Source organism: Moellerella wisconsensis ATCC 35017, assembly GCF_001294465.1.
Lineage (GTDB): Bacteria > Pseudomonadota > Gammaproteobacteria > Enterobacterales > Enterobacteriaceae > Moellerella > Moellerella wisconsensis.
In genome coordinates this window covers 20,801-44,227 of sequence record NZ_LGAA01000008.1, presented here as the reverse complement: position 1 = coordinate 44,227, position 23,427 = coordinate 20,801, and the positions used below count along the sequence as shown (strand labels likewise).

The following is a 23,427-nucleotide window of genomic DNA, read 5'->3' as shown; positions in this document are numbered from 1 at the left end:
CACTTTCTTAGCTCAACTGCTGCAATCCACAGCAAAAGCATTACTTATACGCTTTTGTCTACAGAGTTATCCACAACCGTTAAAATCCTTGAAATTTAACGCGCAATACGCAATCGTTTGCGTTACAATTACAGCTATTAATAGTCATCGTTTTTATTTATCTGCATTGAGATTGTGGGAGATTGTAGGCAATTTTACTTGCGATAATCTGAATTCAACGCTGGAAGTATGCGAGTCAGCTCCGAAATTCGTCTGATATCGTTTATATACATGAGCAGGATTCAAAATAGTCGAGTAATTTAAAGTATCGGTTGGATATTACCTGCCGTCTCTGATTTATCTAACACAATTTTATTGCACTCTTTATTATACTTTATATATAAGCCTAGATATAAGCCAAGGGATCAAACTCATGCAACAGCTTCGTCCTATTCGTCGTGCCCTTCTCAGTGTTTCTGATAAAACAGGGATTGTTGAATTCGCTAAAGCATTATCTAGCCGAGGTGTTGAGCTACTCTCAACCGGTGGTACTGCTAAGTTACTTGCCAATTCAGGCCTGCCAGTGACTGAGGTTTCCGATTACACTGGTTTTCCTGAGATGATGGATGGTCGAGTTAAAACATTGCATCCAAAAGTTCATGGTGGGATCCTCGGACGTAGAGGGATTGATGATGAAATTATGCAGCAACATGATATTGCCCCTATTGATATGGTCGTCGTCAATTTATACCCTTTCGCTAAAACGGTCGCTAAGCCTGATTGTTCATTAGAAGATGCGGTTGAGAATATTGATATTGGTGGACCAACCATGGTGCGCTCTGCTGCCAAAAATCATAAAGATGTAGCTATCGTAGTTAATAGCAATGATTACGATAAAATTATTGAAGAAATGGATAATCATCAAAATAAGTTAAATTTATCGACTCGTTTTGATTTAGCAATTAAAGCTTTCGAGCATACCGCAGCCTATGACGGTATGATCGCCAATTATTTTGGCCAATTAGTTGCCCCTTATTATGGTGATACTACCCAACCTTCTGGCCGTTTTCCTCGAACCTTGAATCTTAACTTCGTTAAAAAGCAAGATATGCGCTACGGTGAAAATAGCCATCAGGACGCAGCTTTCTATATAGAAGAAGGCGCACAGGAAGCTTCTGTTGCAACGGCAATTCAAATTCAAGGAAAAGCACTTTCTTATAATAATATTGCGGATACTGACGCTGCATTAGAATGTGTAAAATCATTTACAGATGCGGCCTGTGTCATTGTTAAGCACGCAAACCCTTGTGGCGTGGCGATTGGTGATAATATTTTCACCGCTTATGAACGTGCCTTTAAAACAGATCCAACATCTGCTTTCGGTGGAATTATTGCATTTAATCGTGAACTCGATAAAACCACTGCGGCTGCAATTATTGAACGTCAATTTGTTGAAGTTATTATTGCTCCAGCCATTACGGAAGAAGCCAAAGCTATTCTATCTAGCAAACAAAATGTTCGTGTGTTGAGTTGTGGTTATTGGAATGAAACCATGGCAAGTTTAGATTTTAAACGAGTGAACGGTGGATTATTAGTTCAAGATAAAGATCTAGGCATGGTGAGCCAAGATGATTTACGAATAGTCACTAAACGCCAACCTACTGAGCGTGAAATGAAAGATGCTTTATTCTGCTGGAAAGTGGCTAAATTTGTTAAGTCGAATGCCATCGTATACGCCAAAAATGATATGACTATGGGAATTGGTGCAGGACAAATGAGTCGAGTTTATTCTGCTAAAATTGCAGGAATAAAAGCTGCCGATGAAGGATTAGAAGTTGCAGGCTGCGCAATGGCCTCCGATGCCTTTTTCCCATTCCGTGATGGGATTGATGCTGCTGCTGCTGTCGGAGTCACTTGTGTGATTCAACCTGGCGGCTCAATCCGAGATAATGAAATTATAGAAGCAGCAAATGAGCATGGCATTGCAATGATTTTCACTGGTATGCGTCATTTCCGTCACTAATAAATAGGATAAATAATTATGAATATTTTAATTATTGGCGGTGGCGGTCGTGAACATGCCCTCGCATGGAAAGCAACACAATCCCCTTTAGCAGATAAAGTGTATGTTGCACCAGGAAATGCAGGAACCGCGTTAGAACCGGCATTAGAAAATGTTGATATTTCTGCGACCGATATTCCAGCCTTGATTGATTTCGCTAAACAGCACGATATTGGTTTAACCATTGTGGGCCCTGAGGCCCCTTTAGTTATCGGTATCGTTGATGCATTTAAAGCTGAAGGATTAACTATTTTTGGCCCGACGCAAGGCGCAGCACAGCTTGAAGGATCAAAAGCATTCACTAAAGATTTTTTAGCTCGCCATAACATTCCTAGTGCTAATTATCAGAATTTTACTGAAATTAAACCTGCGCTAGCCTATCTGGATAAAGTAGGCGCACCGATTGTCATCAAAGCAGACGGATTAGCTGCGGGCAAAGGAGTGATTGTCGCCATGACTTTGCAAGAAGCTAAAGATGCTGTCAATGATATGTTAGCGGGTAATGCGTTCGGAGATGCGGGTCATCGTATTGTTATTGAAGAGTTTTTAGACGGTGAAGAAGCCAGCTTTATTGTTATGGTTGACGGTGAAAATGTAGTTCCAATGGCAACCAGCCAAGATCATAAACGTGTCGGTGATGGAGATAGCGGCCCAAATACCGGGGGGATGGGAGCATATTCACCAGCTCCTGTGGTCACTGATCAAGTCCATCAACGTGTTATGGAACAAGTTATTTATCCTACCGTTGCAGGAATGGCAGCAGAAGGATTACGCTATCAGGGCTTTCTTTACGCAGGTTTAATGATTGATAGTCAAGGCAATCCAAAAGTGATTGAATTTAATTGCCGCTTTGGTGATCCTGAGACACAACCGATAATGCTACGCATGGAGTCAGATTTAGTCGAGCTGTGTCTTGCCGGTGCTAACGGGCAGCTAGGGGGTAAAAAATCACAATGGAATCCACGTCCAGCCTTAGGGATTGTGATTGCGGCGGGAGGATATCCTGGTGATTATCGTCAAGGCGATATCATTGCAGGGCTTGAGCCAACTAGCTCAATGGAAACCAAAGTGTTCCATGCAGGTACCGCAATGAAAAATGGCGATGTTATTACTGCCGGAGGCCGTGTTTTGTGTGTTACCGCTCTAGGTGATGATATTGAACAAGCACAGAAGAATGCCTATCAAGCCGCTAAAGATATTCATTGGGAAGGCAGCTTCTATCGCAATGATATTGGTTATCGTGCTATTGCACGTTTGAAGTAATCAAAAATAGATTTAAGCAATCAGGCGGAGATAAGTTATTACAAGCTTTTTTCCGTCGGTTGCCATTTACAGAAATTATCATTAGCAACCATTAATAACTGATTACCTGCGGGCGCTTCCAGCCATGCAATGGTCAACTTATTCTGCTTCTGCCCTCGACTTTCTCGTTCTCGTTGCTTTAACCAATTTTCTGCATAGGGTTCAAAACTGACTTTGCGAATTTCACCATCACACGTCTCAATTTTGCCTTGTTGCCAATAGCCTTGATAAAGCTTGATATCACCGACAACCAGTGCGGTACTAATATCAAGAATACGATTAGCTTCAAAACGCCAGCGGGTAATATCATCTGAAGATAATGGGGTTTTTTGGGAGGCCGTTTCGCGCTGCATAAAAATGGCATCGTTATTTCGATTAAAACGAAGCTGTTCTTGGATTTGTTGCTCTCCGGCATGCAAGATCTGGCTACGTACCTGCCATAATTGACCATCACGATATTCAAAGAAAGTCACTGAAGTGTTTTGATCTTGGTACGGACTATAAACCACCATCAAGACTTGTGGTTCATTTTGTGGATCATTAAGGCGCCATAAACGTATTACGCCATCATCAGCAATAAATCCACTTGCACTAAACGTGGGAAGTGTAGGCTGACTAGAACAGGCGCTGAGTATTGAAGCAGTCCCCAATACCAGCAGCCACTGTCGAATTTGCAAAAGGGGACGCATCGTACCCCCTCTGATAATTCTTTTATACAACTTAATTAGCTTGCTTTTACCGTTTCTTTCAGTGCTTTACCAGCAACGAAAGCAGGTACATTCGCTGCTTCAATTTTGATTTCTTGACCAGTCTGTGGGTTACGGCCAGTACGCTCCGCACGATGATTGACTTTAAAAGTACCGAAACCAACCAGCTGTACTGATTCGCCGTTGACCAGAGCTTCAGAAATAGCTTTCAGTGTTGCTTCCAGAGCTTCTTTAGCCTGTACTTTAGTCAGGTCAGCATTTTTTGCGATAGCATCAACTAATTCGGTCTTGTTCATAAATTATCCTTACACAGTGTGTTTATCGTTTGCAAAGCATCGAGTGCGTCGGATATGCCAATTAGACAGCCCCTGATACACGCCCCGATAGCCACTTCTTCTCGCCCCTAAATGTAGACCAGAGTAGGGGCAAATGTGAAGCCTTAGAACTCAGCATTTATCGCTCTGAGTCACGTTTTCATGACGAAATACGAAAAATCAGGCCAATTCAATGCCAATATTGCTGATCCCCGTTTCACGGAGGTCAGATCTTAATCCTTTAATCAGGTCTACATCACGCTCTTCGCAAGCAGCTAATAACCGAAATATTTCCCATTGAATGTCCCATTCTTCTTCAATTTCAGGAACAATCTTTAATTCATCATCTGACATCTCTTTGCCAGTCTGAGTCATAATAAGCATAGCAACAGTGCGAATCGAAATCTCACTGACGGCAATAGTATGCTCTAATGTTTCACCACTCAATTTAGAGTGAACTAGCTCACCTAAAGCAATACAAGCATCGATAGCTGGATACACACCATACATATCATAATCATCCGAGTTTGGGATGATAGTTTCTAATTTTTCTAATTGATTATCGAAATTCACTTTACTGTCTTTAACAGAAAGCGTCTCCCACACCAGATCCAATATCGACCGATAAACTTTTGGATCACTAAACTCTGTTTGCAGACAGAACATTTGATAGTTGGGATACATTCTTTCGCATAAACACGCCATAAAAGTGACATGCTGCCAGCTTTCTAATTTTTCCAACCTCAAATGAATAGGATTTTTTATCATGTCTCTGGGCTCATCAATATTAATACGTCGCAGTTTACCTGAAAATCTAATAATGCCACATATTTTGCTGATATTTAGCGTGATTTATTAATCATTTGCTTAAATTTTGTTCGATTCGAAGCAATTCCATCCGCCATGCGCGTCGGTTCAGGTAGTCTATAGCCCTTTAAACACTGCTCTACCCACCAAAGGGAGCTTGCTAAACTAACTTTATGCCCCGGTGAAATATACAAAGGATTACAACGTTTTTTACTGCGCAGCACCCAACCAAGCTGCTGAGTTTTATCCATCAGTGGTTGATAACTTCCCGGTTGTTGATCAATCTCCGAATGAGTTCCAAATAATCGACTTTTAGCAACACCAATAGTTGGGATATCCACCAGCAAACCAAAATGACAAGCCACTCCAAAATAACGAGGATGTGCAATTCCCTGACCATCAATTAACACTAATTGTGGTTTATGTTGGAGAAATTGCCAAGCCTCATATAACGCAGGACATTCACGAAAAGATAATAAACCGGGAATATAGGGTAATAAGGTAGGAATACGGGCGATTTGGTACTCAACCAATTCCAGTTCTGGCCACGTCATAACAGCAATAGCGGCACGAGTTACTGTGCCTTGCTGTTCAAATCCAACATCTGCACCTGCAATTAATCTGGGTGTCGCGAAATCATCAGTTAATACAACTTGGCGAGATTTTTCTAACTGCTGCTGGCGTAATTCCGAAGTATCTATTGCCATCGTCTCCCCCGCAAAACTCTTTGTGTTTCAATATATTTTAATCTTATCCGAAATAATAAGTTATTTTGCTAAAATAATACTAACCTCTCTGTATCAAGCCGATGACTAACTCTTGATAGCTACAGAATTTGATAATATTAGCATAACCTTCTCGGCGTAATTGAGCCGCTAACATACGGTAACCCAAGCTTTATCGACTTTACCTAAAGAGATCAATGACTTTTTGGTGCAATTAAAGCCTGTATTCATCAAGCAGTTTAATAGGCCGAATTTACCAAATATAAAACATTAAACGGCTGAGATTGATCACTATAACTCGGCATAAGTGCTTAATTGAATTTTGCGTTTTATACTCTTGAACCAATACCTTATAGCAGCTCTTTCGCAAAAAAGGCACTTATAGATTCAACCTGTCAACGCAATACCCTTTTCCATGACTTTTTTCAATATTTTGAATTACAATGTCTTTCTCGGCCTATCGTTCAAGGGCAAGAGACCCTCGCATTAGCCACCAAGTAAGGCTATGGTGCGCCGGACGCTGCTTCTTTCGGGATAGCAGATCAATTACTTTATAACTAGAAAGTAAAATTCAAGACGGAGCAATCAGTACGCTTATTTGATAGCTTTGAAGGTGATAGCTTTGAAAATAATCGTCAAAATATGTCTTTCAAATACAGATATTAGGAAGACTTAGACGGTATCGACATATTCCCAGATATGGGGTTCAATAATGCTCTTATTTATAAATACGTTGGTCTATAAATACTTTGGTCTATAAGTGCTTTGGTCTATAAGTGCTTTGGTTTATAAATAATAACGAGGTATTCAATACATTTTTCTGTATCAAATACGCCCGTTATTAATACCGTTTTTATCCCACTATTTTCTCTTCTGGATTATTTATGATACGCCCGAGAGAATTGATGAACTGCATTGACGAATGTTCCGGCATTTTCTGGTGGCACATCCTGATGAATACCGTGGCCGAGGTTAAATACATGGCCATTACCTTCACCAAAACCCGCCAAAATAGTTTTTACTTCTTCTTCAATGCGAGGCGCAGAAGCATATAGCATCGAAGGATCCATATTCCCTTGTAACGCAACTTTTTCGCCAACTCTGCGACGCGCTTCGGCAATATCGATAGTCCAATCAAGACCTAATGCATCACAACCTGTCGCAACCATTGCCTCAAGCCATTGCCCACCACCTTTGGTAAACAAAGTTACTGGTACACGGCGTCCGTCATTTTCACGGATTAAGCCATCGACAATCTTATGCATATAATTGAGTGAGAATAATTGATAATCACGCGGTGTTAATACTCCGCCCCATGAATCAAAAATCATAACTGATTGCGCGCCCGCCTTAATTTGAGCATTAAGATATAAAATCACGCTATCAGCCAGTTTATCTAGCAACAGATGCAATGATTGTGGATCGGCATACATCATTTTTTTTATTTTAGTAAACGCTTTACTGCTGCCGCCTTCAACCATATACGTTGCCAGCGTCCACGGGCTACCGGAGAATCCGATTAAAGGCACGTCACCTTTTAAGGCTTTACGGATAGCTCTCACCGCATTCATCACATAACCCAATTCTTGCTCGGGATCTTGTACAGGAATTTTTTTGACATCGGCAGCACAAGTGATCGGATGTTTAAACCGAGGGCCTTCTCCGGCTTCAAAATAGAGACCTAATCCCATCGCATCTGGAATAGTTAGAATGTCTGAGAATAAAATTGCCGCATCTAATGGAAAGCGTCTAAGTGGCTGGAGTGTGACTTCGCAAGCCAATTCTGTATTTTTGCATAATGAGAGGAAATCTCCCGCTTGCGCTCTTGTCGCTTTATATTCTGGCAAGTAACGCCCCGCTTGTCGCATCATCCATACCGGTGTTACATCTACAGGTTGGCGAAGCAATGCACGCAAGTAGCGGTCATTTTTCAACTCAGTCATCATTCACTCCATTTATTAAGTGGCCGCCGAAAATGGCTGCAAATATTGGGCACTATTGTAGCATGCTAATTGATTAAAAACCGTTTAGCGCCCCTTAAAAACCTAAGGTCTACTAGGCACTTTCATCATCACTATTCTTGATTGCGACATAATGCAACCGTATCTTCAATTAATCGACGAGCTATCGTTTCTGAACTCGGGATTTTGGGTAATTCATCATAATGATACCAATCAGCCTGAATAAGCTCATGTGGGTCAACTTCGATCTCTCCGCTGTCATAGTCTGCCAAAAATCCCATCATTAACGAATGAGGGAATGGCCATGGCTGCGATGAAACATAACGAATATTTTTAATTTTAATTTGGCTCTCTTCCATAACCTCTCGAGCCACTGCTTCTTCTAACGTTTCTCCAACCTCCACGAAACCCGCTAAAACGGTAAAGACCGGATTTTGTTTATGACGACGATGTTGGGCCAATAAAATATGCGAATCACGACGGATAGCCACAATAATGCACGGAGCAATTTGCGGATAATAGCGCTCTTGGCAGTGGTCACATAAACATGCCCACTCGGTTGGGCTGTGGCGCATTAATGTTCCACAATAACCACAATAACGATGTGAGCGATAAAATTCCGCCAGCTGTACACCGCGCCCAGCAAGACGAAATAAACCTTCATCTTGTGCTGCGACCATTCTTGGCGAGACCATATCGATAGGCATTTTTTCTGCAATTAGCCAAACTAACTCACCTTGCCATTCACCAATAATAGTTGCCGTTTTACCCACCAGTGACCATTTTTCTGCCGTGCCATAAGGAGCATCTCCTTTCGGTAGCCATAAACGCCCCGCAAAACAAACAAACCACCAGCCACTTTCTGTTCCCGTTAATATTATTTTTTTCATAAGCTTATATTTCTATCACGTTGATATTTATAAATTATAATATGCCAGTAATATAAAGATACTCTGTTCTGCTGAAATATCATTCATTAATTTCTAGTCTTTTTGTAAGAGAAATATTCAGTGATGTAATCCATTTTGTATTGTCCCCAGCGAATTGTCTAAAAAGTGTCATCAATATTTCAATTGTTTGTCATCTAATATTCTTACCCTGAACACGTTTCAATAACTGAAATATTAATCGTGATTCCGTTTATCGTCAGAAATACAGTGAGAACAAAATGAAATATATGTTATCCGCAATAATAATGACTCTCGCAACTTCTGTTTATGCACAAAGCAATGAAAATAATGTCGCCGAACTGATTAAAGCCGCAAAGAAAGAGGGCCAAATTTATAGTGTCGGAATGCCAGACAGTTGGGCCAACTGGCAAGGAACTTGGCAAGATTTATCCCAGCAATATGGGATAAAACATCAAGATACCGATATGAGTTCAGCGCAAGAAATTGCTAAATTTGCTGCGGAAAAAAATAAAGCTACTGCTGATATTGGCGATGTCGGGGCATCATTTGGTCCAATAGCAGTACAAAAAGAGGTGACTCAAGCGTACAAACCTACCACTTGGCAACAAATTCCTGATTGGGCAAAAGATAAAGATGGGCACTGGGCTTTAGCCTATACCGGCACCATTGCTTTTATGATCAATAATGAGTTAGTCCAAGACGCGCCCAAACGTTGGGATGATCTGCTCCGTGGCAAATATCGCGTCACAGTAGGCGATGTAGGAATTGCCGCACAAGCAAATAATGCCCTATTAGCGGCGGCCTACGCTCGTGGAGGTGATGAAAATAATCTTCAACCCGCCGTGGATTTCTTTGCGCAATTAGCCAAACAAAAACGCCTTTCTATTAATAATCCAACACTGGCAAATATTGAAAAAGGTGAAGTCGAAGTCGCAATTTTATGGGATTTTAATGCCTTAAATTATCGCGATCAAATCAATCGCGACCGGTTTACCGTCGTCATTCCTACCGATGGATCGGTAATTTCTGGCTATACCACAATTATTAATAAATATGCTCAACATCCTAATGCCGCCAAATTAGCCCGTGAATTTATTTTTAGCGATCAAGGACAAATCAATTTAGCCGCTGGGTATGCCCGCCCTATCCGTGCGGAACACATAAATTTACCGGCAGAAATTAAAGCTAAATTATTGTCCGATGAACAATACAAAAATGCCAAACCCATCACCGATTTTGTAGGTTGGGAGAAATCATCACGCCAGCTTCCAAAAATGTGGCAACAGCAAGTACTTATTCATCTGCAATAAATAATAAGGATATTCGCCTTATGGCCACAAAAGTTATTTTAGTGATATTGGATGGACTCAATTATCAGGTCGCCCATGATTGTATGGGCTATCTGCAAGGCTTAACCGAGTCTGGTCATGCCACGCTGTATTCGATGAATAGCGAATTACCGTCAATGTCGCGCCCACTATATGAATGTATTCTTACCGGTATTCCTCCCGTTATCAGTGGCATTGTAAATAATAATATCGTACGTTTATCTACGGCGGAGAGTATTTTTTCACTGGCGCGTAAAGCCAATAAAGTGACCGCTGCCGCAGCGTATTATTGGGTGAGTGAATTATATAATTCTGCACCTTATCAGCCACAACGTGACCGTTTTACTCTCAACAGCCATCACCCTATCCAATATGGCTATTTCTATCACACGGATCATTATCCTGATGATCATCTATTGATTGATGCAGAAAACTTACGCCAACGTTTTGATCCCGATTTTTTATTGATCCATCCGATGAATATTGATGATAGCGGGCATAAATATGGTCTAGATTCGGCGCAATATCGGAATACAGCACGACGTACCGATAGCATCTTAAGTCATTATTTACCGACTTGGCGCGAACAAGGTTATCAAATTTTGATCACCAGCGATCATGGCATGAATAATGACTGTTCTCATGGGGGTGTTTTGCCCGAAGAACGCCAAGTACCACTATGGGTTATCGGTAGTGCCTTCTCCCACCAGCCTGATTTACGTGTGCCACAGACTGCGTTATGCGGTTCTATCTGTCATTTATTGGCAATTGAATACGCAAATAAATCAATATGTAAAGCGCTGTTAAAAGGAACAAAATGATGGCTCAACTGCCGCTTGAATTACATCAAACCGTCAACAAAAAATGCATACTTAGCCGTTATAAACGTTATATGATGCAATTTCCTTGGCAAGCAGGTTTGCTATTACTGCCTTTTTTTCTGCTATTTATGGTATTTCAAGTCGCCCCTATGGTTTGGGTGCTAATTAATAGTTTTATTGATCAAGATGAAGGCTCGTTAGCCAATTTTATCGAGATTTTCACCAACGATTTTTATTTGCAGGCATTTCAAAATACTTTTTGGTTGGCGCTATTTTCCAGTGTGGCTGGATTATTAATTGCTACGCTTACCGCATTTTCGCTGTATCGAATTCAGGGAAGGCTTCGCCAGTGGGTTATTTCGTTCACTACCATGGCGAGCAATTTTAGCGGCGTTCCATTGGCTTTTGCTTTTATTATTATTCTCGGTTTTAACGGTGCTATTACGCTGCAACTCAAGGCTTGGGGGGTTATCGATGATTTTAATATTTATAGCGCCACAGGTTTAATGCTGCTGTATAGCTATTTTCAAATCCCATTAGCTATTTTACTGTTGTATCCCGCCTTTGACGCACTTAAACCCGAATGGGAAGAAGCAGCGAAAACTATGGGAGCCAATAAATGGGCTTATTGGCGATATGTCGCACTCCCCATTCTTTCCCCTGCGCTACTCGGGACTTTCATCATTTTGGTGGCAAATGCCATAGGTGCGTATGCCAGCACTTATGCGCTGACCAGTGGAAATTATAATTTGGTCACAATTCGCATCGCTAGTTTAGTGTCGGGAGATTTATATCTTGAACCTAATATGGCCGCGGCACTCTCGGTACTGTTAATGGCCATTATTGGTTTGATTACCCTAATTCATCATCAATTATTAAAGCGGAGTTATCATGCAAAATGATATCAAACGTATCCATAAACCCGCTGGGCAATATTTTCATTATTGGGTTATTTATACTACGCTCGGTCTATTAGCCTTACCTATTATTGCCAGCATAATTTATTCATTGGCAACTCAGTGGGGCGCGACTATTTTGCCTGATGGATTAACCTTCAAATGGTATTTACAACTCTGGCAAGATCCGCGGTTTTTATGGGCATTTGGGCGTTCTTTGTTACTCTGTTTCGTCACCTTATTCGTCAGCCTGTTGGTTATTTTACCAATGACTTTGGCCATTTTTTATCGCTTGCCTCAATTAAAAGGTCTGATGGATTTAGTGATTATTGTGCCTTTCGCTATTCCTCCAGTAGTGTCTGCCGTCGGATTATTGCAGCTATTTTCTGATGATCCGCTCCCGCTAGTCGGTACGCCATGGATACTTATTGGTACCTATTTTACCATCACAATTCCTTTTATGTATCGTTCACTCGCCAATAGCTTACAAGGGATCAATCTGCATGATTTAATTGATGCCGCACATTTATTGGGTGCCAGTACTCTTAACGCTTTTTTATTAATTATTATTCCCAATATTCGCAAAGGACTTTTAGTCTCTCTGTTGATCTCCTTTTCATTTTTAATGGGCGAATTTGTATTCGCCAATATGTTGGTCGGCACTCGCTACGAAACCTTGCAAATTTATCTGTTTAATATGCGCCAAACTAGTGGCCACTTTACCTCGGCATTAGTTATGTCGTATTTCTTATTTACGCTGTTGTTAACTTGGTTTGCCACGCGTTTAAATCGCTAAAGGTACATTTTATGAGTTATGTTATTGCTGAAAATTTAACTAAATCATTTGGTCAAAATCAGGTTTTTTCTGAGATCCAATTTTCTATCGAGCAAGGCGAATTTATTACTTTATTAGGCCCCAGCGGCTGTGGTAAATCGACATTATTGCGCTGTATTGCTGGATTAGAAACTCCAGATAGCGGTAATTTGTATGTTAATCATAAAGACATAACCCATCAACTCGCCCAACATCGCGGCGTGGGTATGGTATTCCAGAGCTACGCCTTATTCCCGAATATGACCGTAGAGCAAAATGTTGGCTTCGGATTAAAAATGCACAATATACCGAGCCATCAACGCCAGACTGCGATAAGTGAAGTGATTGAAATGGTTGAGCTTCAAGGTAAAGAGCAGCAATATCCTCATCAATTATCTGGCGGTCAGCGCCAACGTGTTGCGCTAGCTCGCGCCCTAGTTATGCAACCTAAAATTTTGCTATTAGATGAGCCACTTTCAGCATTAGATGCCCGTATTCGTAAAAATTTACGTCAACAAATTCGCCGCATACAACGAGAACTTAATTTAACCACATTATTTGTCACCCATGATCAAGATGAGGCGATGATCTTATCGGATAGGATCTTTTTAATGAATCAAGGGGCAATTATTCAAAATGACAGCGCAGAAAATATCTATACTCAACCTGCCAATCAATTTGTGGCGCGTTTTATGGGGCATTACAATCTAATAGAGGCAGAAAAAGCCAATAAATTATTAGGGATTAATCAGCAAGGCATGTTGGCTATTCGTCCTGAATCTATCTATGTCCGCGAAACCGGTCGTCATTACGGTAACCATATTTCTGCACCTGTGGCGGCCACAATTGTAGAACATCAATTGTTAGGCAATATTATTCGCTATACAGTCCAAACCGCGGCAGGAGAAATGACGGTCGACTTACTCAATCGTTCTTCAGAACGTTTATTTGAGCCCGGTAGCCAGCTTGAATTATTGTTTAATAAGAATGAAATTCGCTCGCTAGCTTAATAATTAACAGACATCATATATAAGCCAATAACACAGCCTCAAGGTTACAATAATGACAACAAAAATAGCGGTGTTTGATTTAGACGAAACACTGATCCAAGGCGATAGCAGTGTATTATGGACACATTATCTATGGGATAAACAGATCATCAACGATCCCCAGTTTATCGCCGAAGATAGCCGCATGATGGCACAATATAATGCGGGTATATTAGATATGCCCGCGTATCTAGCCTTTAGTATGCAAGCACTTGCGGGCATTCCAACCGAGCAAGTTGATATATGGCTCGATGACTTTGTTAATACCATCATCCTGCCCAACATTTATCCAGCAGCTCGCCAGTGTATCGACGATTATCGTCAGCGTCATATTCCCGTGATAATCATCTCTGCAACGGTCTCTTTTATTGTCAAAAAAATTGCCGCAAAACTGCATGCTGATTTTGCTATAGGTATCGATATGCAGGTGATTAATAATAGCTATTCAGGGACAATAAACGGGATTGCCAGTTTTAAAGCTGGCAAAGTAAAACGCCTCACCCAGTGGTTAAGTCAGCAACGAGTCAGCGATGCGGAAATTGTGTTTTATACCGACTCGGCTAATGATTTGCCCATGTGTTATTTTGCAGATCAAGTCATTACCATCAATGCTGACCCTCGACTGGCAGAAATCGCGATGGAGCAGCAATGGACTCAATTGCAGTGGAAAATTTAATCGATTTAGTGCTTAGCCTATCGATTATCTAGATTTAATATTATTTAACTTATAAATAATTAAGGGGGTTGTAGTTTTTATAATCCCTTTTATACTGGTTCGCATCTTGTCGGAGTGCCTAGAATACGAAAGTATACAGGCTGAGACCGTTAATTCGGGATCCGCGGAACCTGATCGGGTTAATACCCGCGAAGGGAACAAGAGTAATCAATCCGCTAGAAATATAATTTACAGACTACGCGTTTATGCTGATTACCCCCTAGGTTAATCCTCGATAACCTAACAAGCATATCGATTTATCTGCCTTATCTAGCTGCCTTAACGATACTCCCGCCAAGCTCCAGACAAGCAACTTTCTAACTATAACCCGTTATCCATTCATCCAGTGGAATAACATTGTCAGGAAATTGCTATGTCCGAAAATACTGTAATCCCTAGCCATGATGTTTCTCCAGCGCCAAGCCCTACCCGTCGCCGTAAAGCACAACGCGATGCCGCAGAAACTTATATTAATACTCTGCAAGGGATCTCATTCCCTAATTCTAAACGTATTTATTTGACCGGCTCGCGTGCTGATATTCAAGTGCCAATGCGTGAAATTCAACTAACGCCGACCTTGCTCGGCGGCACCAAAGAACAGCCTCAATATGAACAAAATGAAGCCGTTCCTGTTTATGATACCTCGGGCGCTTATGGCGATCCCAATGCAAAATTGAATGTACATGAGGGATTAAAAAAACTGCGTAGCGCATGGATACAAGAGCGCAATGATGTCACTCAGGTCGAAAATTTAAGCTCTGATTTTACCCAACAGCGTCTCGCCGATGAAGGGCTAGACTCTCTCCGCTTTACACTACGGCCTCATCCTCTAAAAGCTAAATCTGGCCACTGTGTAACGCAATTACACTATGCGCGTCGGGGTATAATTACCCCCGAAATGGAATTTATTGCGATTCGTGAAAATATGGGCCGCGAACGCATTCGCTCAGACGTCCTACGCCAACAACATTCTGGGCAAAATTTTGGCGCTAATTTAACCGACAATATCACCGCGGAATTTGTACGCCAAGAAGTCGCAGCCGGTAGAGCTATCATTCCTGCTAATATCAATCATCCCGAATCAGAACCTATGATTATAGGGCGCAATTTTTTGGTCAAAGTAAACGCCAATATCGGTAACTCCTCGGTCACTTCCTCTATCGAAGAAGAGGTCGAAAAACTCATTTGGTCAACCCGCTGGGGCGCAGATACGGTGATGGATTTATCCACCGGGCGTTATATCCATGAAACTCGGGAATGGATCCTACGCAATAGCCCTGTACCTATTGGTACTGTACCGATTTATCAAGCATTAGAAAAAGTTAACGGTGTGGCTGAACATCTAACCTGGGAAATGTTCCGCGATACCTTATTAGAACAAGCAGAACAAGGCGTCGACTACTTCACAATCCATGCCGGTGTATTGCTACGTTATGTCCCGATGACCGCCAAACGCCTTACGGGGATCGTCTCTCGCGGAGGGTCGATAATGGCAAAATGGTGTTTATCACATCATCAAGAAAACTTTCTGTATCAACATTTTCGGGAAATTTGCCAACTGTGTGCCGCTTACGATATCGCGTTATCTTTAGGTGATGGGTTACGTCCAGGTTCCATTCAAGATGCTAACGATGAAGCACAATTTGCCGAATTACATACTTTAGGTGAGCTCACCAAAATTGCTTGGGAATACGATGTCCAAGTCATGATAGAAGGCCCGGGACATGTGCCGATGCAGATGATCCGCCGTAACATGACGGAAGAGCTTGAACATTGCCACGAAGCCCCATTTTATACTCTTGGGCCGTTAACGACAGATATTGCCCCCGGCTACGATCATTTTACCTCAGGAATTGGGGCAGCAATGATCGGCTGGTTTGGCTGCGCGATGCTGTGCTATGTCACCCCCAAAGAGCATTTGGGATTGCCTAATAAAGAAGATGTTAAACAAGGGCTAATTACTTACAAAATTGCTGCCCATGCAGCTGATTTAGCCAAAGGTCATCCCGGAGCGCAAATTCGGGATAATGCGATGTCAAAAGCCCGCTTTGAATTTCGCTGGGAAGATCAGTTTAATTTGGCGCTCGATCCCGAAACTGCACGTAAATATCATGATGAAACCTTGCCACAAGCCTCGGGCAAAATCGCGCATTTTTGCTCCATGTGCGGGCCTAAATTCTGTTCGATGAAAATATCACAAGAAGTTCGAGATTATGCGGCGGCACAAGATGCGGGAATGGCACAAATGTCTGAAGCCTTCCGTGCCCATGGTAATGAGCTTTATCATGATCCTGCGCGACTTAATGCCGAGACCACACGCACGGAGGTAGAGCCTAATGAAAAAATTGCCTGATGCCCCTTTTCCTCCGACGCTACCCCGTTTAGGGCTGTATCCGGTCGTGGATTCCGTGGAATGGATCAGACGCCTGCTTGATGTGGGTGTCACCACCTTACAATTACGCATTAAAGACTGCAACGCAGATACAGTTGCATCGCCTATCCGCCAAGCCATTCAGCTAGGTCAGCAATATCATGCCCGTGTATTTATCAACGATTATTGGCAATTAGCGCTAGAGCATGGTGCTTATGGCGTGCATCTGGGGCAAGAGGATCTGGATATTGCCGATTTACCGGCAATTCAGCAAGCCGGATTACGGCTTGGTGTATCGACTCACGATAAAGATGAACTCGCACGCGCGAAGCTATTGCGCCCTTCATATATCGCCCTGGGTCATATTTTTCCTACCCAGACTAAAGATATGCCGTCCTCTCCACAAGGCCTAGCCGCATTACAACAGCAAGTTACTGAAACACCTGATTATTCTACTGTTGCAATTGGCGGAATTTCGCTGGAGAAGGTCCCCGCGGTTGTCGCAACTGGGGTGGGTGGCGTGGCATTAGTGAGCGCTATCACTCAAGCCCAAAATTGGCACGCGGTTACCACTAAATTGCTCGATTTAGTCGAAGGATCAAATGCATCAAAGGAGATTATCTAATGCTAAATGATGATGAATTTATGCGTTATAGCCGTCAGATATTGCTTGAAGACATTGGAGTTTCAGGCCAAGAAAAACTCAAAAATAGCCAAGTATTAATTGTTGGTTTAGGCGGGCTAGGCTCACCAGCAGCACTCTATTTAAGCGCGGCTGGCGTCGGGAAATTATGGTTAGCAGATCACGATGAGCTGCATATCTCGAACTTACAACGGCAAGTTCTTTACCGTACGAACGACGTATCTCAAGCTAAAGTCCGTTTAGCCGCGACTCAACTAAATGCGCTGAACCCCTTGGTAACCACTAAAATAGTGCAGCAAAAACTGGATTTCACTGCGCTACGTCCGTTGGTCAAACAAGTCGATTTGGTTCTCGATTGCTGTGACAATATGGCAACGCGCCATGCAGTTAATGCGGCCTGTATCGCAGAAAATAAACCACTGATCAGCGGCAGTGCGGTCGGCTTTGGTGGACAACTCATGGTTATCGAACCCCCATATTTGCAAGGCTGTTATGCCTGTTTATACCCTGATCAATATGAGCCTCAACGTAATTGCCGAACTGCAGGTGTTCTCGGTCCGGTCGTTGGTGTGATTGGTACGCTACAAGCGCTTGAAGCCATTAAATTGCTCGCCGGATTACCCTCACCTTTGAGCGGAAAACTCCGCCTATTTGACGGTAAACAACACAGTTGGAATACATTGCAACTCAGCCGCTCGGCCGATTGTTCCATCTGTAAGGAAGCCGTATGCGTATCATGATCAACAATCAAATTAAAGAATTTCAATCTCCGTTAACAGTCAGCCAACTGTTAATTTTGCTAGCTCGTTCTCAGGCTGGAACCGCGCTGGCCATTAATCAAATTATAATTCCACGCGCTCAATGGGAGACTCATAAGATTAATGATGGAGATAACATCCTGTTGTTTCAAGCTATTGCTGGAGGTTAGCTATGTTAAAAATTGCCGATACTACGTTTTCATCGCGTCTATTTACCGGAACCGGAAAATTTGCCAGTCCGCGCTTAATGCAACAAGCCATTGAGGCCTCTGGGAGCCAACTCGTCACCATGGCAATGAAACGGATTGATTTACGTTCCCATCAGTCCAAAAGTAATAGCGATAATATACTGCAACCATTATTAGATTTGGGCGTTAAATTACTGCCCAATACTTCTGGGGCTAAAAATGCTCAAGAAGCGATTTTTGCGGCGCATCTCGCCCGCGAAGCCCTTGGGACTCATTGGATTAAATTAGAAATCCATCCAGATTTAAAATATTTATTACCTGATCCTATCGAAACCTTAAAAGCCGCCGAGCAATTGGTCAAAGAGGGATTTATAGTTTTACCCTATTGCGGCGCAGACCCAGTATTATGCCGCCGTTTAGAACACGTTGGCTGTGCGGCGGTGATGCCATTAGGTGCGCCAATTGGCTCAAATAAAGGCTTAGTCACCAAAGAGATGCTGCAAATTATTATTGAACAATCTCAAGTTCCGGTAGTCATTGATGCCGGTATTGGCGCGCCAAGTCACGCCTTAGAAGCCATGGAACTGGGCGCTGATGCAGTATTAGTTAATACTGCGATCGCGGTCGCAAAAGATCCAATAAGCATGGCGCAAGCATTTAAAATCGCCTTGCAAGCGGGCGAGCTAGCGCGCCAAGCCGGACTGGCTAAATCTCGTCATCATGCCGAAGCCTCAAGTCCATTAACCCAATTTCTTGAGGTACTGCAATGAGTCACTGTTTTAGCCAGCACTGGCAGCAATTAGATTGGGATGATCTTACCTTGCGGCTTCATGCCAAAACCGCCGCCGATGTAGAGCGGGCCCTGAGTTGCGACACACTAACCCTGGATGATTTTATGGCGTTGCTTTCTCCGGCGGCACGGGATTATTTAGAGCCGATGGCGCATAAAGCCCAAAGCTTAACCCGCCAACGTTTTGGTAATACCGTGGGTTTCTATGTGCCGTTGTATTTATCTAATTTGTGCGCTAATGATTGTACTTATTGTGGTTTTTCAATGAGTAACAAGATTAAACGCAAAACATTAAATCACACAGAAATCATCAACGAATGCCAGACTATTCGCAAATTAGGCTTCGATAGTCTGCTGCTTGTTACCGGAGAACATCAACATAAAGTTGGCATGGATTATTTTCGCCAATATTTACCGATAATTCGCCAGTATTTCAGTGCGTTAATGATGGAAGTCCAGCCATTAAGCACCGAAGAATACGCCGAATTAAAAACACTCGGACTCGATGGTGTCATGGTATATCAAGAAACCTACCATCAGCCAAGTTACCAACGTCATCATCTTAAAGGTAAAAAACAAGATTTTCATTGGCGGTTAAACACCCCAGATAGGCTTGGGCAGGCGGGGATTGATAAAATTGGACTGGGCGCCCTAGTGGGACTTTCTGCGAGTTGGCGCACAGATTGCTATATGGTAGCAGAGCATTTAATTTATTTACAAAAACATTATTGGCAAAGTCGTTATTCTATCTCTTTTCCACGGCTACGCCCCTGTGCAGGCAGCATAGAGCCGGCATCCGTAATGACTGAAGCCGAGTTAGTCCAATTAATTTGTGCTTTTAGGCTACTGGCGCCTGATGTTGAGCTGTCGCTTTCAACCCGTGAATCACCTTATTTTCGCGATCATGTAATCCCGCTGGCAATTAACAATGTCAGTGCCGGCTCCAAAACGCAGCCGGGAGGCTATGCCGATGATCATGCTGAATTAGAGCAATTTACACCACATGATAATCGCAGTGCCCAGCAAGTAGCTCAAGCAATTGTTCAATCTGGTCTACAGCCAGTATGGAAAGATTGGGATGGCTATTTAGGCCGTTAAACATCACGAAACGTAATTTAAATAAAAAATTACGTTTCGCCTATTTTGCTACTGCACTGTAGATTTATTTTATTTATTATTGTTATTTATTATCAATAGCAGAACTGAGGTTTAAACAATAATGAATAATAACAACCCTAAATTTCTGACATTTATTCTTACCTTAAGCTTATTATTTACCTTAACCTCTTGCTCAAATGTTCGTTGGAAACATCCTACACCTTCAGATGATATTATTTTAACTATGGCAAGCCAAATCCAAGGGGCAGAAAATATTGATGGAAAGCCTTTCCCTCTCGAATATACGGTTGAGGTTTTAAAACATAAGGCCGTCGATGCCAATACTCAAGGATTTAAAATAGTGGCTCTCGCTCCCGATAATGAACTTATTATTGCCGGCTATGATACGTCTTTAGCATTAATCGGCCTGAGAAGTGAGCCAGATTTTAACCACTATGCCATTCCTAATCCTGATAATATTCAAGGATTCTTTTATACCTATCATGGCACCCTAAAATCTATTCGCTATGCAGTACCACATATGATCAAAGATAGTGATACCAAAAGTGACTTAGTCCTTTATAGCCAACCATTAACCGATTTTAATGTGACCTTAATTTATAAAGATGGCTCGCAATATCCATTCAAACTGCACTCTTCGCCAGTATCTCGAGGAATTATCGGCAGATATAAAAATTATAGCAATTCTTTCGATGGTGTATTTTCAGTAATTTATAATTATAGAGCTGAGAAATTCAGTCTGTATGGACCAAGAAATAATTAATAAATGATAATTTATTCCAAAGGGGCTATTTTCCCTTTGGAAATTTATTCTTAACTCTATTTTTATAATATTATTTTATATTACATCCTTTTATTTTACTATTCTCTAGGTGAGTTATACTAATCACACTATATCAATCTCAATAAGAATAAAAATCACTGAATATTGTTTATTTTTGACATCTATCAATTTATTCATTATAAATATGATCATGTGACTCTATGAGCTTATTAAAAATTTATTTTATAATTTATAACTAATGTTTTTATAAAATAAATGGAGTATTCTCATATACAGTATTTAGTTATTAAAACTGTCTTTAGAAAATATGTAATACGATATATTTTACTATTTATACAACGATCTATGCTTAACATTATAGCTAACATATCAACAATGTACGTTATATAAAAAATAAGAGGTAGCTTATAGATTCATTACCTCTTGATAAGTATAGAAATAATTAATTTAATTATAAAAATTGAATAGGTAATATAATGGTAGATATCAATAATAGAATAACCAAAGGCGATGCATTATTAAATGATACCAAACTTAATCGGGCAACCGCATTTACTATTGAGCAGCGTAAAAAATATGGGCTGTTAGGGTTATTGCCAGAACGCGTTGAAACAGAAAATGAGCAATTACAACGTGTATTGCGCCAAATCGATGCCAAACCGAACGATCTGGAAAAATATATTTTTCTGTCGTCATTACACGATAACGACGAAACACTGTATTTTAAAACCTTAATGTCAGATCCTGCACGATTTATCCCTCTAGTATATACACCTACCGTCGGCGAAGCTTGCCAAAAATTTGATCAAATCTTACGCCGTCCACGTGGCTTATATTTACCGATAACTCGCCAAAATGAATTAGAAGAAATGCTGGGTAACTGGGTCGAAAAAGACGTACGCTTTATTGTCGTCACCGATGGAGAACGTATCCTCGGATTAGGAGACCAAGGTATTGGCGGTATGGGGATCCCAATTGGAAAACTCTCGCTATACACCGCCTGTGCCGCCGTACCACCACAAGTAACCTTGCCGATTACTCTGGACGTTGGAACCAACAACCAAGAGCGATTAAATGATCCTCTATATTTAGGCTTAAAACAGCCGCGAGTGACCGGTCAAGCTTACGATGATTTTATCGATGCCTTTATTAAAGCAGTACAAAAAGTCTTTCCACATGCGTGTATCCAATTTGAAGATTTTGCCTTCCCACATGCCGCGCCTATCTTAGCCAAATATCGTCAACAAGTTTGCTGCTTTAATGATGATATTCAAGGTACTGCTGCTGTCGCACTGGCAGGGATTAATACCGCTCTACGCATTACTAAAGGTAAACTTGAGCAGCAACGAGTGCTGTTTTTCGGTGCTGGAACCGCGGGCGTGGGCATTGCTAATCTAATAGCTAAATCACTCACCATGCTGGGTATCAGTGAAGATGAAGCGCGTCAGCACTGCTGGTTATTTGATATCAATGGACTGGTTCAATCGCAACGCACTGACTTAGCCGACTTCCAACAACCTTTTGCTCATCAGCATGCACCCATTGATAATTTTGTCGAAGCGATTCGTCAACTAAAACCTACCGCTATCGTCGGTGTATCAACTGTCGGTAAAGCCTTTAATCAGCAAGTGATTGAAGCGATGGCGGAGGTAAATGAACGCCCGATTATTTTCCCTTATTCTAACCCAACAGTTCACTCTGAATGTACCGCAGAAGAAGCCTATCAATGGTCTGATGGGCGCGCCGTATTTGCGAGTGGAAGTCCCTTCCCTCCGGTTCATTATCAAGGAAAAACCTTTATTCCGGGACAGGGAAATAACGTCTATATCTTCCCGGCAATGGGTATGGCTATTTATGCTACTGCCGCAAAACGTGTTACCGATGAAATGTTCATTGTGGCGGCACAAGCATTATCCGAGCAAATTACCGATGCCTATCTCGATGTGGGGCTAATTTATCCACCACAAAAAGAGATCCTTTCGGTATCGTTAAAAGTTGCCACTAAAGTCGCAGAATATATCTTTGATAATAATCTCGCCCATGTGGAGAAACCACAAAATATTGAGGAATTTATTAATAGTAAAGCCTATAAACCTGAATATGATGATAATTTACTAAAATAATAATCTATTTATATTTAACCAATAGTACAAAAACTTAACACCTTGAATATATATTCAGGGTGTTTTTCTATAACCATTAAAATAAATAACTCATCATTTTAGTTTAATTAATCATAAAAGTAACATTATTATAGACAATCATTATTTGATAAAAAAACAAATTAAAACAGATTTAATGACACATCTTTACGCCATTAAAGAATAGCAACAAAATTATATTTTATTTATTTTAAGTAATTGGCAAAAAAACTACGTATAAA

The 23,427-nt window shown here is 41.5% G+C and carries 22 protein-coding genes and 1 riboswitch; of the genes, 16 read left to right on the top strand and 6 right to left on the bottom strand.

Features of this window, described 5'->3' with window-relative positions; genetic code table 11:
* Positions 1-412 precede the first annotated feature (412 nt).
* Both purH and purD read left to right on the top strand, forming a co-directional pair.
* Positions 413-2,002, top strand: coding sequence for a bifunctional phosphoribosylaminoimidazolecarboxamide formyltransferase/IMP cyclohydrolase (gene purH / locus M992_RS04290; protein WP_053907460.1), 1,590 nt, complete (start codon positions 413-415; stop codon positions 2,000-2,002).
* An 18-nt stretch (positions 2,003-2,020) separates the two neighbouring features.
* Positions 2,021-3,304 (top strand): phosphoribosylamine--glycine ligase, encoded by a 1,284-nt coding sequence (gene purD / locus M992_RS04285; RefSeq protein WP_053907459.1) that lies wholly within the window; start codon positions 2,021-2,023, stop codon positions 3,302-3,304.
* Positions 3,305-3,342: 38 nt separating this feature from the next.
* On the opposite strand, the gene M992_RS04280 is transcribed toward purD, so the two are convergent.
* The 6 genes from M992_RS04280 to nudC form a co-directional block, all read right to left on the bottom strand.
* On the bottom strand, positions 3,343-4,032 hold the full coding sequence (locus M992_RS04280; protein WP_082335388.1) for a DUF1481 domain-containing protein: 690 nt from the start codon (positions 4,030-4,032) through the stop codon (positions 3,343-3,345).
* Between the two features lie 35 nt (positions 4,033-4,067).
* Positions 4,068-4,346 (bottom strand): HU family DNA-binding protein, encoded by a 279-nt coding sequence (locus M992_RS04275; protein ID WP_047255425.1) that lies wholly within the window; start codon positions 4,344-4,346, stop codon positions 4,068-4,070.
* 198 nt (positions 4,347-4,544) lie between these two features.
* Positions 4,545-5,132: a YjaG family protein gene (locus tag M992_RS04270; protein WP_053907458.1), complete on the bottom strand. Its 588-nt coding sequence runs from the start codon at positions 5,130-5,132 to the stop codon at positions 4,545-4,547.
* 74 nt (positions 5,133-5,206) lie between these two features.
* Complete coding sequence (gene nfi, locus M992_RS04265) at positions 5,207-5,878, bottom strand: deoxyribonuclease V (RefSeq protein WP_053907457.1); 672 nt, start codon at positions 5,876-5,878, stop codon at positions 5,207-5,209.
* A gap of 896 nt (positions 5,879-6,774) precedes the next feature.
* A complete protein-coding gene (gene hemE / locus M992_RS04260; protein WP_053907456.1) occupies positions 6,775-7,839 on the bottom strand; it encodes a uroporphyrinogen decarboxylase in 1,065 nt (354 codons plus the stop codon).
* A gap of 131 nt (positions 7,840-7,970) precedes the next feature.
* A complete protein-coding gene (nudC, locus tag M992_RS04255) occupies positions 7,971-8,747 on the bottom strand; it encodes an NAD(+) diphosphatase (protein WP_047255421.1) in 777 nt (258 codons plus the stop codon).
* A gap of 305 nt (positions 8,748-9,052) precedes the next feature.
* Here nudC and M992_RS04250 point away from each other — a divergent pair, with 305 nt between their 5' ends.
* The 14 genes from M992_RS04250 to M992_RS04185 all read left to right on the top strand — a co-directional run bounded on the left by M992_RS04250 (position 9,053) and on the right by M992_RS04185 (position 23,167).
* Entirely contained in the window at positions 9,053-10,078 is a 1,026-nt protein-coding gene (locus tag M992_RS04250) for an ABC transporter substrate-binding protein (RefSeq protein WP_390892475.1), read from the top strand.
* A 20-nt stretch (positions 10,079-10,098) separates the two neighbouring features.
* A complete protein-coding gene (locus tag M992_RS04245) occupies positions 10,099-10,917 on the top strand; it encodes an alkaline phosphatase family protein (RefSeq protein WP_053907454.1) in 819 nt (272 codons plus the stop codon).
* A 74-nt stretch (positions 10,918-10,991) separates the two neighbouring features.
* Positions 10,992-11,819: an ABC transporter permease gene (locus M992_RS04240; protein WP_390892474.1), complete on the top strand. Its 828-nt coding sequence runs from the start codon at positions 10,992-10,994 to the stop codon at positions 11,817-11,819.
* Positions 11,809-12,609 (top strand): ABC transporter permease, encoded by an 801-nt coding sequence (locus M992_RS04235; protein ID WP_053907452.1) that lies wholly within the window; start codon positions 11,809-11,811, stop codon positions 12,607-12,609. The genes M992_RS04240 and M992_RS04235 overlap by 11 nt, the downstream gene beginning before the upstream one ends.
* Before the next feature lie 11 nt (positions 12,610-12,620).
* Complete coding sequence (locus M992_RS04230) at positions 12,621-13,637, top strand: ABC transporter ATP-binding protein (protein ID WP_053907451.1); 1,017 nt, start codon at positions 12,621-12,623, stop codon at positions 13,635-13,637.
* 52 nt (positions 13,638-13,689) lie between these two features.
* Positions 13,690-14,352, top strand: coding sequence for an HAD family hydrolase (locus M992_RS04225; protein ID WP_053907450.1), 663 nt, complete (start codon positions 13,690-13,692; stop codon positions 14,350-14,352).
* Between the two features lie 100 nt (positions 14,353-14,452).
* Positions 14,453-14,566: riboswitch (TPP riboswitch) on the top strand.
* Between the two features lie 198 nt (positions 14,567-14,764).
* Complete coding sequence (gene thiC, locus M992_RS04220; RefSeq protein ID WP_053907449.1) at positions 14,765-16,744, top strand: phosphomethylpyrimidine synthase ThiC; 1,980 nt, start codon at positions 14,765-14,767, stop codon at positions 16,742-16,744.
* Positions 16,728-17,387 carry a thiamine phosphate synthase gene (thiE, locus tag M992_RS04215; protein ID WP_053907448.1) on the top strand — a complete coding sequence of 220 codons (660 nt, stop codon included), beginning with the start codon at positions 16,728-16,730 and terminating at the stop codon, positions 17,385-17,387. The genes thiC and thiE overlap by 17 nt, the downstream gene beginning before the upstream one ends.
* Positions 17,387-18,145 (top strand): HesA/MoeB/ThiF family protein, encoded by a 759-nt coding sequence (locus tag M992_RS04210; RefSeq protein ID WP_053907447.1) that lies wholly within the window; start codon positions 17,387-17,389, stop codon positions 18,143-18,145. Before thiE ends, M992_RS04210 begins: the two co-directional genes overlap by 1 nt.
* Entirely contained in the window at positions 18,133-18,333 is a 201-nt protein-coding gene (gene thiS / locus M992_RS04205; protein WP_053907446.1) for a sulfur carrier protein ThiS, read from the top strand. Before M992_RS04210 ends, thiS begins: the two co-directional genes overlap by 13 nt.
* 2 nt (positions 18,334-18,335) lie before the next feature.
* Positions 18,336-19,121, top strand: a complete 786-nt coding sequence (locus M992_RS04200; protein WP_047255415.1) for a thiazole synthase — start codon at positions 18,336-18,338, stop codon at positions 19,119-19,121.
* On the top strand, positions 19,118-20,239 hold the full coding sequence (thiH, locus tag M992_RS04195; protein ID WP_053907445.1) for a 2-iminoacetate synthase ThiH: 1,122 nt from the start codon (positions 19,118-19,120) through the stop codon (positions 20,237-20,239). Before M992_RS04200 ends, thiH begins: the two co-directional genes overlap by 4 nt.
* Before the next feature lie 121 nt (positions 20,240-20,360).
* Positions 20,361-21,023, top strand: a complete 663-nt coding sequence (locus M992_RS04190) for a hypothetical protein (protein WP_053907444.1) — start codon at positions 20,361-20,363, stop codon at positions 21,021-21,023.
* Positions 21,024-21,520: 497 nt separating this feature from the next.
* On the top strand, positions 21,521-23,167 hold the full coding sequence (locus tag M992_RS04185; RefSeq protein WP_053907443.1) for an NAD-dependent malic enzyme: 1,647 nt from the start codon (positions 21,521-21,523) through the stop codon (positions 23,165-23,167).
* Positions 23,168-23,427 lie beyond the last annotated feature (260 nt).